Annotated in this window: 12 protein-coding genes; 6 read left to right on the top strand and 6 right to left on the bottom strand. The window is 70.3% G+C overall.

Annotated elements, in window-relative coordinates; genetic code table 11:
* Window positions 1–15: 15 nt before the first annotated feature.
* Both ABD844_RS49555 and ABD844_RS49560 read right to left on the bottom strand, forming a co-directional pair.
* Window positions 16–1581: an alpha-amylase family glycosyl hydrolase gene (locus tag ABD844_RS49555; protein WP_344896012.1), complete on the bottom strand. Its 1566-nt coding sequence runs from the start codon at window positions 1579–1581 to the stop codon at window positions 16–18.
* Window positions 1578–2234, bottom strand: a complete 657-nt coding sequence (locus ABD844_RS49560; RefSeq protein ID WP_344896014.1) for an RraA family protein — start codon at window positions 2232–2234, stop codon at window positions 1578–1580. The genes ABD844_RS49555 and ABD844_RS49560 overlap by 4 nt, the downstream gene beginning before the upstream one ends.
* A 70-nt stretch (window positions 2235–2304) precedes the next feature.
* On the opposite strand from ABD844_RS49560, the gene ABD844_RS49565 reads away from it, so the two are divergent.
* Genes ABD844_RS49565 through ABD844_RS49580 form a run of 4 tightly spaced genes read left to right on the top strand, consistent with a single transcriptional unit; the run spans window position 2305 to window position 5928 of the window.
* Complete coding sequence (locus ABD844_RS49565) at window positions 2305–3051, top strand: IclR family transcriptional regulator (RefSeq protein WP_344896016.1); 747 nt, start codon at window positions 2305–2307, stop codon at window positions 3049–3051.
* A 9-nt stretch (window positions 3052–3060) separates the two neighbouring features.
* A complete protein-coding gene (locus tag ABD844_RS49570; protein WP_344896018.1) occupies window positions 3061–3819 on the top strand; it encodes an SDR family NAD(P)-dependent oxidoreductase in 759 nt (252 codons plus the stop codon).
* 22 nt (window positions 3820–3841) lie between these two features.
* On the top strand, window positions 3842–5581 hold the full coding sequence (locus tag ABD844_RS49575) for a dihydroxy-acid dehydratase (protein WP_344896020.1): 1740 nt from the start codon (window positions 3842–3844) through the stop codon (window positions 5579–5581).
* Window positions 5582–5607: 26 nt separating this feature from the next.
* On the top strand, window positions 5608–5928 hold the full coding sequence (locus ABD844_RS49580; RefSeq protein ID WP_344896022.1) for an MmyB family transcriptional regulator: 321 nt from the start codon (window positions 5608–5610) through the stop codon (window positions 5926–5928).
* 35 nt (window positions 5929–5963) lie between these two features.
* Here the strand turns inward: ABD844_RS49580 and ABD844_RS49585 are convergent, their stop codons facing one another.
* Both ABD844_RS49585 and ABD844_RS49590 read right to left on the bottom strand, forming a co-directional pair.
* Window positions 5964–9485, bottom strand: coding sequence for a protein kinase domain-containing protein (locus tag ABD844_RS49585; RefSeq protein WP_344896046.1), 3522 nt, complete (start codon window positions 9483–9485; stop codon window positions 5964–5966).
* 316 nt (window positions 9486–9801) lie between these two features.
* Window positions 9802–10764, bottom strand: coding sequence for a GntR family transcriptional regulator (locus ABD844_RS49590; protein WP_344896049.1), 963 nt, complete (start codon window positions 10762–10764; stop codon window positions 9802–9804).
* A gap of 191 nt (window positions 10765–10955) precedes the next feature.
* Here ABD844_RS49590 and ABD844_RS49595 point away from each other — a divergent pair, with 191 nt between their 5' ends.
* Window positions 10956–12317, top strand: coding sequence for a carotenoid oxygenase family protein (locus tag ABD844_RS49595; protein ID WP_344896024.1), 1362 nt, complete (start codon window positions 10956–10958; stop codon window positions 12315–12317).
* A 353-nt stretch (window positions 12318–12670) separates the two neighbouring features.
* Here ABD844_RS49595 and ABD844_RS49600 read toward each other — a convergent pair whose 3' ends face one another.
* Both ABD844_RS49600 and ABD844_RS49605 read right to left on the bottom strand, forming a co-directional pair.
* The gene (locus ABD844_RS49600; protein WP_344896026.1) at window positions 12671–13264 is read right to left on the bottom strand and encodes a TetR family transcriptional regulator; all 594 of its coding nucleotides are present in this window, start codon (window positions 13262–13264) and stop codon (window positions 12671–12673) included.
* A gap of 58 nt (window positions 13265–13322) precedes the next feature.
* On the bottom strand, window positions 13323–13682 hold the full coding sequence (locus ABD844_RS49605; protein WP_344896028.1) for a DoxX family protein: 360 nt from the start codon (window positions 13680–13682) through the stop codon (window positions 13323–13325).
* 272 nt (window positions 13683–13954) lie between these two features.
* Between ABD844_RS49605 and ABD844_RS49610 the strand changes: the two genes are divergently transcribed.
* Window positions 13955–14174 (top strand): hypothetical protein (locus ABD844_RS49610; protein WP_344896030.1); only part of this gene is annotated, 220 nt, incomplete at its 3' end.

Genomic DNA, 14174 nt, shown 5'->3' on the forward strand with positions numbered 1-14174 from the left:
CGTGAGCCGGTTTCCTCAGCTCGCCGGTGCCAGAGCTTGTTCGACCTCGGAGACATGCCCAGCGGCTCTGAGCATGGTGATGCGTCCCTCGTGAGGGAGTATCAATCTGCTTGTTCCCGAGTGGGTGGACAGCAGCGGTTTTCCTGGGATCGGGATGTCGAGGGTCGAGCCGGTGAGGTTGAGCGTGATCAGCAGTTCTTCGTCGGGATGGACGCGCCGGTAGGCGAGCACACCATCGGGGGCGGGCGCGGGCTGGTATGACCCGTTCCTCAGCGCGGCGTGTCCGCGGCGTTGGGCAAGCAGGGCGCGGGTGAGGTTGAGGAGCGAGCCGGGGTCGGCCCTCTGGGCGGCGACGTTGACGGACGGGTCGCCCGGCGGCAGCCACGGCCGAGCCTCCGGCGGGCTGAATCCGGCGTTGGGCCCTGCGGTCCAGGGCATCGGGGTGCGGGCCGGATCCCGTCCCTCCCAGGGGTCGCGTGCCTGGTGCGGGGGAATCGGCACATCGGTCATGCCGAGTTCGTCGCCGTAGTAGAGCACCGGTGTGCCGCGCAGGGTGAACAGCAGCATCAGCGCGACGCGTATCTGGTCGCGGCCGAGCCGGGTGGCCATGCGGGAGATGTCATGGCTGCCCAGCACCCAGTTGGGCCACGCGTGCCCGGGCAGCGCGCCGTCGTAGGCGGTGATGAAGGTTTGCAGGTCGTGCGCCTGCCAGGGAGTGAACAGCAGCCAGAAGTTGATCGGCAGGTGCAGCATGTCGTCGTTGCCGTAGTAGCCGGTCAGCCGGGGAAGAGGTAGCCGGTATTCCACCTCGCCGATCAGCACCCGCCCGGGACAGCCGTCCGTGATGTCGCGCAGTTCTCTGAGCAGTTCCAGGGTGCCGGGCTGGTTGAGCTGGTAGCGGGCCAGCGCGGGCTCGTAGGTGCCGTGCCCGTCGAGCGGCTCGTCCCGGAAGTGTTCGTCTTTGAGCAGGTAGTCCACCATGTCGATGCGGAAGCCGTCGACGCCTCGATCCAGCCAGAACTGCATCACCCGATGCATCGCTCGTCTCACCTCAGGGTGGCGCCAGTTCAGGTCAGGCTGCTCGGGCAGGAACGAGTGCAGGTAGTACTGGCCGGTCCGCGGGTCGAGGGTCCAGGCCGGCCCGCCGGTGACCGCGCGCCAGTTGTTGGGTGGCCCGCCGCCTGCCGGATCACGCCAGATGTACCAGTCGCGCTTGGGGTCGTCCGCGGACGTGCGGGACGCGGCGAACCACGGGTGATCGATGGAGGTGTGGTTGGGCACGAAGTCGAGGATCACGCGCAGCCCGCGGCGGTGTGCTTCGGCCAGCAGCCGGTCGAAGTCGGCGAGGGTGCCGAAAAGTGGGTCGACGTCGGTGTGGTCGGTGATGTCGTATCCGAAGTCGCGTTGGGGCGAGCGGTAGAACGGCGACAGCCAGATCGCCTCGACCCCGAGCCAGGACAGGTAGTCCAGGTGCGCGGTGATGCCCGGCAGGTCGCCCACGCCGTCGCCGTCGCTGTCGGCGAAGGACCGGGGGTAGATGTGGTAGATCGCGCCGTGCTTCCACCAGGTGGTCGCCGTCACAGGACGCCGTACCGCTGGAAGGCGTCGGTGAGCGAGCCGCCCTCGGCGACCGCGGCGCGGAAGGACGCCTCGGTCGCGCGCTTGTCCGCGACCAACTCGGCGACGCGGACCACGGCTTCGGCCGGTACGACAGTGACCCCGTCCAGGTCGCCGACCAGTACGTCGCCCGGCCGGATCGGCACGCCGCCCAGCGTGACGGGTTCGCCGTGTTCGACCACGTCGAGCCGGCCCTTGCTGTCGTAGGGCACAGTCCCCCGGCTGAAGATCGGGAAGGTCCCGCCTGCCAGCGTTGCCGCGTCCCGTACCAGGCCGTCGGTCAGGGCTCCGGCGACGCGGCGCGCGTGGCAGGCGGTGGTGATCAGCTCCCCCCATACGCCCGCCGCGTCGGACCTGCCGGTGGCGAACACGACGATCTCACCCGCTTGGACGTGGTCCATCGCGCGTAGCAGCCCTTGGTAGGGCACGGTGGGCCGGGTCTCGCGGGCCGGCTCGGCGCGCAGGCAGAAGGCCGGGCCGAGCAGCGTGTGCGACGGCGCGAGGGGGACGACATCCGGGGGCAGGCACTGGTTTCTCAGGTCGAGATGGTCGAGCGCGTCGGCCGCGAGCGCGCTCGAGACGGTCGAGAACAGCCGACGGAGGGAGGGATGTGACATACGGGGAGTGTGCCTGCTTTAATCTCACATATGCAAACAATACTGTTGCACTATATGAGACAGAGGTGAGATGTCCGGCTCATTGGAGCGCGCCCTCGACGCCTTGGAGCTCCTGGCCGAGGGCCGCGAGACGACGCTGGCCGGGCTGGCCAAGCGGCTCGGCGCCTCCCGCGCCACCGTGCACCGACTGCTTGCGGTGCTGCAGGAGCGCGGTTACGTCCGGCACATGCCGCAAACGCACGAGTACCGGCTCGGCCCAGCGTTGAACGATCTGATGGCGCGCTCGGACTCCGGCTCGCTGATTCCCCTGGCCGCGCCGGTGCTGGCCGAGCTGTCCGGGCTCACCGGTGAGACGATCAACCTCGCGGTGCTGCGGCGCGGGCGCATCGTGTGGGCCGACACCGTGGACGCCGTGCACGCCATCCGGCTGACCACGACGCTGGGCGAGCGGGTGCCCCCACACGCCACCGCGATCGGCAAGGCCATCCTGGCCGCGTTGCCGGAACGGGAGTGGGGCGCGCTGCTGGGGCAGGAGCCGTACGCGCGGCTGACCCCGTCCACCTGCACGACGCTGGCGGAGCTGCGCCCTGCTCTCGACGATGCGCGCGCCTGTGGTTACGCCCTGGACGAAGAGGAGTCCGAGATCGGGGGCGTGTGCCTGGCCGCCGCCGTACTCGGCCGCGCCGATCGGCCGATCGGCGCGATCTCGGTGTCGGCGGTGGCGGCCCGCCTGCCCAGGACGCAGTGGCCACAGGTGGGCAAAGCGGTGCACGAGGCCTGTGCGCGTCTGTCGACGTGGATCAAGACCAACGAGTAAGGAGGACCATTGCGGCTGGCAGGAAAAGTAGCGATCGTCACCGGCGCGGCCGGCGGCATCGGAGCGGCGACCGCGGCCAGGTTCGCTGCCGAAGGCGCCTCGGTGGCCTGCGTGGACCGACGCGCCGAGGCGGTGGAGGATCTCGCGCGGCGGATCGGCGCCAACGCGTTCGCCATCGCCGCGGACGTGGCATCGCCCGGCGACAACGCGCGAATGGTCGAACAGACCGTCCGCCGGTTCGGCGGGGTCGACATCCTGCACGCCAACGCGGCGGTGCAGGTCATGGGTCGGATCGAGGACACCGGCCCCGAGCAGTGGGACCGGCTGCACTCGGTCAACCTCCGCGGCGTCTATCTCGGCGTACAGGCCGCTCTGCCTGCGCTGCGGGCAAGGGGCGGCGGCTCGATCGTCATCACCGCGTCTCTGCTCGGCATCGTGGGCGACCCGGACATGCCTGCCTACGGCGCGATGAAAGGCGGGTTGCGGTCCATGACCCGGGCGCTGGCCACGGCCCACGGGCCTGAGGGCATCCGCGTCAACACCATCTGCCCGGGCGATGTGGAGACCGAGTTGCTCGACGACTTCTTCGCCTTCCAGCCCGACCCCGACGCCGCCCGCGCGCGGCTCGCCGAGCGCTACCCGCTGCGCCGCTTCGCCTCACCCGAGGATGTGGCCGCCGCGGCGCTCTTCCTGGCCTCCGACGACGCCGCCTACGTCACCGGCACCGACCTCGTGGTCGACGGCGGCCTGCTGGCCCGGATCTACTGAAGCCCCCAAAGGAGCCGATCACGTGTCGTTGCGAAGTGCCGCCTGGTTCGCCGGCGAGGACCTGCCGGGCTTTCTGCACCGAGCCTCACTGCGCGCCACGGGGCTGTCCCAGGCCGCACTGTCCGGCCGTCCGATCGTCGGCATCGCCAACTCCTGGTCGGAGCTCGTCAGCTGCAACGCGCACTTCCGCGGGCTCGCCGACGCCGTACGGCGTGGCGTGCTCCAGGCGGGGGGCCTGCCGCTGGAGTTCCCGACGATCTCTCTGGGCGAGAACCTCATGAAGCCCACCGCGATGCTGTACCGCAACCTGATGGCCATCGACGTCGAGGAAAGCCTGCGCTCCTATCCCTTCGACGCGGTCGTGCTCCTGGGCGGCTGCGACAAGACCATCCCGGCGCAGCTCATGGGCGCCGCCTCGGCCAACGTACCCGCCGTGATGGTGCCCGGCGGCCCCGCCGCACCCGCCGTCTTCCACGGACGGCGGCTCGGCGTCGGCACCGATCTGTGGCGCTACACCGACCGGCTGCGCGCCGGGCAGATGAGCGAGGCGGAGTTCGCCGAACTGGAGCAGGCGGCCATGCCCGGGGTCGGGCACTGCACCGAGATGGGCACCGCGTCCACCATGGCCGTGCTCGCGGAGACCCTCGGAGTCGCGCTGCCCGGCTCGGCTGCCATCCCCGCCGGGGACGCGCGGCGATACGCCGCTGCGGAGGACGCGGGCACCCGTGCGGTGTTCCTCGCGCGCTCCGGGCCGCGCCCGCGCCAGATCGTCACCCGCGCCGCACTGCTCAACGCGGCCACCATGCTGGCCGCGATCGGCGGATCGACCAACGCGATCGTCCACCTGCTCGCGCTGGCCAGGCGGAGCGGGGCGCCGTTCTCGCTCGACGACCTCGATGCCGCCGCGGCGCGTACGCCGTTGCTCGTCAACGTCCGGCCCGCGGGCGAGCACCTGTTCGAGGACTTCTTCCGCGCCGGTGGCGTCCCGGCCCTGCTTCGCGAGCTGGAGCCGCTGCTGCACACCGACGCTCTCACCGTGACAGGCCACACGCTGCAGGAGCAGCTTCGCGCGCCCGCCTCACCCGACCGCCGCGTGATCGGCACGCTCGACGACCCGTTCGGCGCTCCCGGCGGCCTGGCGGTGCTGCGCGGCAACCTGGCGCCCGACGGCGCGGTCATCAAGGCGTCGGCCGCCTCCGGCCAACTGCTTCGCCATCGCGGGCCCGCGATCGTATTCGACAGCGTCTCCGACCTGGCCGCACGAATCGACGATCCCGCGCTGCCGGTGACCGCCGATTCGGTACTCGTCCTACGCAACGCGGGTCCCGTCGGCGGGCCAGGCATGCCGGAATGGGGACAGCTCCCGATACCCGCGAAGCTGCTGCGCGAGGGCGTCACCGACATGGTGCGCATCTCCGACGCCCGGATGAGCGGAACGGCGTACGGGACCGCCGTCCTCCATGTCGCCCCCGAATCCGCCGTGGGCGGCCCTCTGGCGGCCGTCCGCGACGGCGACCTCATCGACCTCGACGTCCCCGGACGGCGTCTGCACCTGGACGTGGACGACAGTGAGATCAGGCACAGGCTCCTTGAGTCTCCACCCCGGACGTTCACCGGCGCGTCCGGCTGGGCCCGCCTCTACACCGGGCACGTGCTGCAGGCCGATCAGGGCTGCGATTTCGCCTTCCACGAGCCGGAGATCGACGCCGACACCACCCCGCTGCCAACGGGCCTGCTGAGCGGATGGCACGGCGGCTGGTAATCCGATTTGGGGGTAGCTCCGATAGCGTGAGCTGGGCATTCGCCTTCGACGCGCCGTGGCGGCCGGGTGGCCGCCCGGCCGTGCCGCGGATGTTCTTCCGCGATCCGTTCACCCGCGACCTGCACCGCAACTGGGAGAAACTGGCCCGCATCCATGTCGCCTACCTCCGGCTCACCGTCGGCCGTTTACTGACCGACGCGTGCCTGGCGGAACTGATCGGTGAGCTGACGATGCACAGCGACGAGTTCGCGATGATGTGGACCGGCCGGCGCGGACGCCGAGGCCGCGGTCGTCGGCGGCGGCTGAGCACGCTGAGCACGACCATCGAGGACATCGTGGCTTGGTGACCAGCGGTCTCAAGACCACGGCCACCGATGAAACATCAGGAACAGGTCTCACGATAGGGAGCACCCGTGACGTAACGCGCCCACTCGGTCCTGTTCAAGGATCCCCCGGCGCGAGCACACACCGCCGCCGCCACCGCGCCCGGTTCGACGAGCTGCTCGCGCATCGTCCCGGCGCCGTCCAGCACCAGCACCTTCGAACCGTCGGCGGCGAACGCCAGGGCCTGCACGCCGTCCTGGTTGCCGTCGGCCAGCACGCCCAGCGACGCCTTCCTGGCCACGTCGAACAGTTGCACCCGGCCGTCCTGGGTGCTCGCCGCGACGACGTCCTCGCGGGGCGACCTGACGGCGTTCCCGACCGTGTTCTCCCTGATCACCTCCCCGGCCCGGCGGCGGGTGGCCACGTCGTAGACGGTCATGCGCCCGCCCGAGTCCACGACGGCGATCGACCGGCCGTCCCGGGTGAAGACCGCGTCGGTGAGTGTGATCCCCTGCCCGGTGCTGCCGAACGGCTCGCCCACCGGCTTGCCCGAGGCGGTGTCGTAGAGGCGCTCGGCGTCGGTGGCCACCGCCAGCGTCCTGCTGTCCGGCCCGAACTCCAGGTCCTGGACCCGCCGTACCTGATGCGACCACAGCAGGCGGCGGGCCTTCCAGTCCCACATCCCCAGCGTGTACGTGCTGGCGTTGGCGGTGTTCGCCGATTCCACCACGGTGGCCAGCCGCGTCCCGTCCGGGCTGAAGGCCACGTGCTCGGTGTCGGTGAAGTCGGAAGGCGTCAGCCTGGCCAGCTCCCGCCGGGCGTCCGCGTCCAGCACGGAGATCGTCCGGGAGCCGCCGACGGCCGCCAGCCGTCCGTCCGGGCTGAGGGCGAGCGCGCTCACCGCGTCGTCGTCCGCCCTGCGCTGCACGGGTTCGCCCGGCGGCCCTCCGGGCGTCGTCAAGTGGATCACCTCGAGCTCCTCGGCGGCCAGCAGGCGGCCGGAGGTCAGCGCGGTCTCCGCCCAGGACCGCTTCGGCGCGTCCAGCGTCAGGTCGGCGAGGTCCACGGTGATGACGCGGTCCTCCGCGAGGTAACGCAGCACGCGGCCATCGAAGGCGACCTGGGGGACGAGGTTCCAGGAGTCCTCCGGCAGGCCCTCCGGCAGCGTCACCTTGGTGAGGAACTGCCCTCCAGGCAGCCACACCTGGATGTCGGCGCGGGTGGCCGAGGCGAGCAGCCGCCCGTCGGCGCTGAAGGTCACGTCGCCCTGGTTCCAGAGGACGCCCTTCTGCCCGATCGTGCTGGTCACCGAGCCGTCCGCGAGCGAGGTCAGCTGCAGGCCGTCGCGCACCGCCTCCGCCAGCGAGCGGCCGTCCGGCGTGAGGGCGAGCGTCCATCCGCACAGGTCGCACCGGTCGGCCGCCGGGCGGGTGGCCTGCCTGGCGAGGTCAGGCAGGCGCAGCCGGTCGATCCGGTCGGGTGAGACGGAGCGGGAGGCGTAGATGGCCTCGCCCGACGGCGTCATGGGACCGAGCCTGTCCGCGGTCCTGGTACGGCGGTTCCGCTCCACGTCCCAGAGGTAGTCGTAGTCGTCGATCCTGACCACCGCGTACCTGTCCACGCTGCCGTATTCCACGCTGACCGGCAGGTCCACGCCCTGCCCGAGCTCCTTGTCGAACGTCCACGCCGCGATCCGCCTGCCCGTCCGCAGGTCCCACGCCCCGGCCTGCCTGCCGGTCGCCACCAGCACCCGCCGGCCCGAGGGGGAAAGCGCGGCGTCGGCCAGCCGGTCGTCGCCGAGCCCCAGCTCGGCGACCCCGCCCGCGGACCTACCCGTGCGCACGTCCCAGAGCCGTAGCGCGTCGCCGCTCACACTGGCCATCGTCCGGCCGTCCGCAGCGAGTACGCGCAGCGTGTCGCCCGCCGTCGCCGGGTCCTTGAACATCGCCACCTCGCGCTGCGCCAGCGACGCCGTCAGCGCCGTCCTGGTCTGCGGCGTTCGGTCCAGCCCCCACGCGGCCAGGCTGAGGCGCATGGCCAGGCGCGGATCGCTCTGCCGGAACGTGTCCGCGAACTGCGCCAGCCTCGCCGCCTCCGCCTGACCTAGCTGGACGGAAATACGTTCGGCCCGCTCGTCGGCCAGTCTGCCCTGCTGCACGGCCAGGCCACCCGCGACCAGCGCGATCGTCAGCAGTCCCGCCAGGCTCAGCGTGACCAGGCGGCCTCGCCTGGCCTTGCGCCTGGTCAGCGTGGCGGCGGCCGCCAGGAAATCACGTTCGGCGGGAGAGAGGGTGATGTTCCTGCGGGCCGTGGCCGCCCACTGAAGGGCGTTCTCCAGGGCAGAGCCCTGGAACAGGTCGCCGTCCTTGCGGCCCGACCGATTCCAGCGGCGGGCGGCGGCCAGGATCTGCCGGTGCACGGCCAGGCCGTCCTGATTGGCCTCCACCCAGCGGCGGTAGCGGGGCCAGGCGCGCGGCAGCGCCGGGCGGGCCAGCCACACCTCCTCGTCGTCCCTGCCCAGCAGGTACGTGAACACCTCCAGAATCCTGGTCACCGACGAGACCTCGGGCAGGGTCCTGCCCTCCAGCAGCTCGGCCAGCTCGGCCCGGCGCCACGACAGCTCGCCGTGCTCGCCCAACGTGACCAGCCTCAGGAACACCTCGGGCGCCAGCTCGCGCTCGTCGGCGTTCAGCATGGCGTAGGCGTCCTCGGCCAGCGTGCCCAGCGCCGGATCGCGCGCCGCGCCGGTCACCCCGGACGCCTCCTTGCCGCCCTCGGCCAGCAGATGCGTCAAGTCCAGGCCCGCACCGCCGCTGACCAGCGCGAGCAGCAGCTCGCGGGCGCTGGGCCGGTGCAGCGGCTCCTTGCTGAGCGCGGCGGCCACCAGCGGGCGCAGCGGGGCGGGCAACGCGCTCAGATCCGGGGTGGACGACAGTACGCGATGCATGACGACGCCCAGGCTGTCGGCCGCGAACGGGTCCGTGCCGGTCGCCGAGTACAGCATGATCGCACCCCACGCGAACACGTCGGCGGGCATCCCGGCCCGGTGGCCGGTGAACACCTCCGGCGCCATGTACGTCGGCGTGCCCGTCACCAGGCCGGTCGCGGTCAACGACATCTCGGCCGTCCTGGCGATGCCGAAGTCGATCACCCGCGGACCGTCCGGGCCGAGCAGCACGTTGTCGGGCTTGAGATCGCGGTGGATCACCCCGGCGTCGTGGATGGCGGTCAGCGCCGTCGCCACGGCGGTCGCCAGCCGGTGCAGGTCGCCGCCGGAGAAACGGCGGCCCGCGGCGACGGCGGCGCGCAGGCTCGGGCCCGCGACGTACTCGCTGACGAGGTACGGCCTGGATCCGTCGAGCCGGGCCTCGATGACGCGCGCCGTGCAGAACGAGGCCACCCGCTGGGCCGCCGTGGCCTCCCTGGCGAGCTGCGCGGCCTGGTCGCTGTGCAACACCTTGATCGCGACGCGGGTGCCGTCCTCCGCATAGCCCTCGTAGACCACTCCCTGACCGCCCGCGCCGAGCCGCCCGGCCAGCCAGTACGTCCCCAGGGACTGGGGGTCTCCCTCGATCAACATCTCCACGGTCCGTTGGATGTGCGCTTCGCTGAGAAAGTTTGCCGACAATCCGCTCAACGCGCACATCGCCATGGTCGAGCACGAACCCTTCTCATGACCTATGTACACGTGCTCGCCACCGGCGGCGGGCGGCTGAAAACGGTCGCCTCCCGGTTGACGGCATCACCGCCCAGGTGAACGGAACCTGCTGCGCAAGGTCCGCTGCCCGTGCCGATAATCGGTTGCGGCCGGCTACACGGTGCCCGCACCGCCGGGCCGTCACAGGGAGCCCGCGGTTGACGCGGTCAGCTCACAGCGCGCCGTGACGGCGAGGCGGCTACGGCCGGTGCTGCCGCCCGATCTGGACCGCGACCCCGTCCAGCAAGAGCCGCAGCCCGGCCTCGAAGAACGCGGTCAGGTCGAATTGCAGCCGGTCGTCGAGAGGCGCCGTGTGCGTTGAGAGCCTGGCGTGAAAGGACGGGAGATGGGCGTTGTACCACTGGTCAGGCGACAGCCCCGTGTGCCGCTCCGCGTCGTGCTGCGCCTCCAGGTTCGTGGCCGTTCCCCTTACGTGGTTGACCAACGCCCACCACACGACCCGGGCCGCCTCGGGGTCGAGGCCGAGCCCGAGCACGGCGCTCATGCCCCAGTTGCCGAACCTGAGCATGTTGGGCAGCGGCTGCGGATGGGTGAGCGACATGAACCGGGGCAACCAGGGGTGGCGCAGATAGAGGCGCCACTGCAGGCGCGCCGCGAGTTCCAGATGGGCCCGCCAGCCCGGCGGCGGCTCTTGTGGTAGCTCCAGCTCGCCGAACACGGTGTCGGCCATGAGCGTGGCCATTTCCTCCTTGCCACGGACCAGGCCGTACAGCGACATGGTGGGCATGCCGAGCGTTGTCGCGACGCCGCGCATGGACACCGCCTCGAAGCCCTGCGCGTCCGCGATGGCGATCGCCGCGTGCACGACCCGCTCGCGCTCGGCGTTCTGGCCGGCCGCCACCGGACGCCGCTCCCGGCTCGCCCGGCCTGCCCCGGGACGGGGCGCGGGTGCGGGTGCGGATACGGGGGCAGGTCCGGCCACGACGGTGCCGACTCGGGGGACGGCCATCACCCGGCCCCGCCGGCGCAGCGTGTCCAGCGCCTTGGTGGCGGTCGCGGTGGCCACCCCCCACTGTGCGGCGGCCTGCCTGATGGAGGGGACGCGGTCGCCGGGCCGCAACTCACCCCTGTGGATGCGCCGCTCGATCTCCCGCACGATCCGCAGGTACGGCGGCTCGGAGCCGCTCCCGGCTCGCTGCACGGCCAATCGTCTCCCAACTCCTGTACTAGGGCAGCCGCGACCTGGCCGCAGTGGCCGGGCAACCCTCATCCCGCCCCTGGTGAACGGTCGATTTCTGGCCTAGCACATCGCGGGCGGCCGCACTGTGTCGGGTGTTTGTCCAGTGTACCGTCTCGCTTCGTACACCGTACAACCGATCGACCGAGGTGAACATGGACCACAACGACCGTTACCTGCACGGCCCCTTCGCCCCCGTGGAGGAGGAGATCACCGCCTACGACCTGCCCGTGACCGGACGCCTGCCCGCCGACCTGAACGGCCGCTACCTGCGACTGGGCCCGAACCCGCTCGGCGTGGAGGATCCCGTCACGCACTTCTGGGCCTTCGGCGCGGGAATGGTGCACGGAGTGCGCATCCGCGACGGCCGCGCCGAGTGGTACCGCAACCGGTGGGTCCGCTCGACGGAGGTCTCTGACGCATTGGACAGGATGCGGCGCGGACTGGAGCCGCCCGCGTTCCTGCCGCCCTCCCCGAACATCCACGTGCTCCGTCACGCCGGGCGCACCCTGGCGCTGTCCGAGGCCGGCGGGCTGCCGCACGAGCTCGGCTACGAGCTCGACACGATCGGGGAGTGCCCCATGGGCGCCACGCCCGATGGTTCCAGCGCCAACGCACACTCGAAGGTCGATCCGCGCACCGGCGACCTGCACTCGGTGGCGTATGTGCTGGGACGTCCGTTCGCGCAGCACATCGTCACCGATCCGGCAGGAACGGTCACCCAGGTCACTGACATCCCGCTGCCCGGGGAACTCCCGTTCCTCCACGACTTCGCGCTGTCGGAGAACTTCGTGGTCGTGTTCGACATCCCGCTGACGTTCAACATGGACGCGATGCGCTTCCGCTGGAACCCCGCGCACCAGGCCCACGTGGGCGTCCTGCCCCGGGCGGGCGGGCAGGTCCGCTGGTTCCCCGTCGAGTCCTTCTACGTCAGCCATATCCTCAACGCCTACGACGACGACTCGACGATCACCGTGGACCTGATCGTCGCCGAGGGGCCCGTGGACGTCGCCGATCCCGGCGGCATCAAGCCCAGGCTCGACCGCTGGAGCATCGACCTGCGTTCCGGGCAGCTGGAGCAGCGGTGCGTGGACGACCGGGCCCAGGACTTCCCGCGCGTGAACGACGCCTACGCCTCCCGTCCACACCGCTACGGCTACTCCGCGGTGACCCCGGTGTACGGCATGCAATTCACCCCCCAAGGCCCGCACCCCGACGACGCGTTCACCAACGCGCTGGTCAAGCACGACCTGGTGCGGGGCACGACGGAGGTGCACGGGTTCGCGCGGGACGCCGCCGTCGGCGAGGCCGCCTTCGCCGCGGACCCGAGCGGCGACCAGAACGAGGACGCGGAGGACGCCGGTTACCTGATGGCCTACGTCGCCGATCCCGAGCGCGACGCCTCGGACCTGGTGATCCTGTCCGCCCAGGACTTCACCGGGCCGCCCGTAGCACGCGTCCACCTGCCCGCACGCGTGCCCCTCGGCTTCCACGGAAACTGGATCCCGGACGCCTGAAAGCCGTTGGGTGCGGCTCGTTCTCGGTGACTGGAGCGATCACGCCGTGAGGTCATATCCGTCCTGGTAGCCGCGCAGTACCTGTACTACATCGGACCGTTCGTGGCCGAGCACGTGGCCAACGGCGGTGCGGATCTTCGGCGACTGACCGGCGATCAGCGTGAACCCACCAGTCGTGCCGATCGTCGGCGCACGGCACTGTCGTGGTCGCAAGCCTGACCGCCGCGGTTGCCCAGATCGTGGTTCGCTGCGGACTCCATCAATCCGTAGGTTCCGGGTTCGAGCCCCGGGCGCCCTACCCACCCCACGGCCTCATGGCTTGGGAAAAGGCGAAGGGCCGGCGCATGGCCAGGTCACGGTGGTGACGTCGTGCCATCGTGTGTCTGGCTGGAGCTATCCGGTACGAGTGGGAGGAGGATTTCATAAAGGTCGCGAAGCTGGTCAGCATCGACCGGGGGAAAGACGACAGTTGCTCCAACCGCAAGCAGGTAGGGCAACAGGGCCGCCGTCCGGGCCTCCTCGTCGCTGGCGACGGCTGATCGCCACACCCGCTGGAGTGCGGACAGTCTGGCCTCGTCAAGGCGCGTCTGCACGGCGCGCACATCCGCATCCCATGTCGCCCACGCCCGCAATGCGACTTCGAGTTCTGGACGATAGAGTCCTGTGCCACCAGGGCGGACGAGTTTCGTCAGCCGTGCGAGGATTACCCGGGCCCCACCCGATTCACCGACCTCGGAAATTGCATTTTCGAACATGTCAATCGACAGGTGCTCGAAATGGGCGAGAAGCGCTTTCTTGTATCCCTCGGCGCCGTCGAAGTGATGATGAAACGACCCTTTCGACAGGTTAAGTCGAGCGGCGATCCGGTCGATTCGAATCCCTGCTGCGCCTTCTTCCGCGAGGACCTTCAAGCCTTCGTCCAGCCACCGGTCTCGTGCCGTGCTCATCCGGAAAACATACCACTGGGTATGGAGTGGGCCGCGCTCGCCGAGGCACATGCGAGCTTCATGCCATGAAGCCGAAGACGCCGACTGCGATGCAGATCAGCAGCATGGCGGTGGCATTGAGGAAGAGGTTACGGCCGAAGTCTCGAGCCGCGATGTGCATCGCGATGGCGACCACGAAGTAGAGGACGAGCGCGGCACAGGTCACGGCGCCGAGATACGGCAGCCAGATGCCCAGGATCAGACCGGCCGCGGCGGCGAACTTCAGCGGTGGCATGATCCACCAGTAACGTCGCGGCAAGTTCACGTCTTCGAAGCACTGGGCGATGAACGGAACGGGCTTGATGCACAGGACGGCATCACCGGCCTGGATGATCGCCAGAACGACAACCAACCAGACCGGATCGGGCAATGCTGACATGTCTCTCCTGGGGCAGTGAATTGCTCACGATGTACCAGAGCCGTACCATACCGTATAGTACGGCGTGGATGGAGACCGACCTTGCCGGAGCGGGCGTGGGCGATCTTGTCCTCAGCGCGTGGCCTGACGGGTGCCGGAATCGTCATCGACTACAAGTGCGACTGGGACAGCCCCGCATGGTCGCTACGGGTTCGCATCAAGTAAGGCCGGGGTGTGTGCACCACTCTCACGCGGCCTGAGCTCCAACATTCAGAACGGATACATTCTCCCCCATGCCTCATCGGATCCTGACCCTGAGCGCCGTACTCACGTTCGCGGCGGCCGGGTGCGGGGTGCTGCCGACAAAGGAAGCCGCACCCCCGCCCGCCACCACCGCGCCGACGTCGGGTGCCCCGGCCAGCAGCGCTCCACCCGCCACCGCCACATCCTCGAATCAAGACGCCCGACCGGCCCTGGCCGAAACCCGCAGCACCATGACCGAGAACCTCAAGG

Origin of the sequence: Nonomuraea antimicrobica (assembly GCF_039536965.1) — a bacterium.
Taxonomy (GTDB): domain Bacteria; phylum Actinomycetota; class Actinomycetes; order Streptosporangiales; family Streptosporangiaceae; genus Nonomuraea; species Nonomuraea antimicrobica.

Coding starts and splice junctions, on each gene's coding strand:
- ABD844_RS49595 (WP_344896024.1), top strand. CDS start 10,956: ATGGACCACAACGACCGTTACCTGCACGGCCCCTTCGCCCCCGTGGAG.
- ABD844_RS49600 (WP_344896026.1), bottom strand. CDS start 13,264: ATGAGCACGGCACGAGACCGGTGGCTGGACGAAGGCTTGAAGGTCCTC.
- ABD844_RS49605 (WP_344896028.1), bottom strand. CDS start 13,682: ATGTCAGCATTGCCCGATCCGGTCTGGTTGGTTGTCGTTCTGGCGATC.
- ABD844_RS49585 (WP_344896046.1), bottom strand. CDS start 9,485: ATGTTGATCGAGGGAGACCCCCAGTCCCTGGGGACGTACTGGCTGGCC.
- ABD844_RS49565 (WP_344896016.1), top strand. CDS start 2,305: ATGTCCGGCTCATTGGAGCGCGCCCTCGACGCCTTGGAGCTCCTGGCC.
- ABD844_RS49560 (WP_344896014.1), bottom strand. CDS start 2,234: ATGTCACATCCCTCCCTCCGTCGGCTGTTCTCGACCGTCTCGAGCGCG.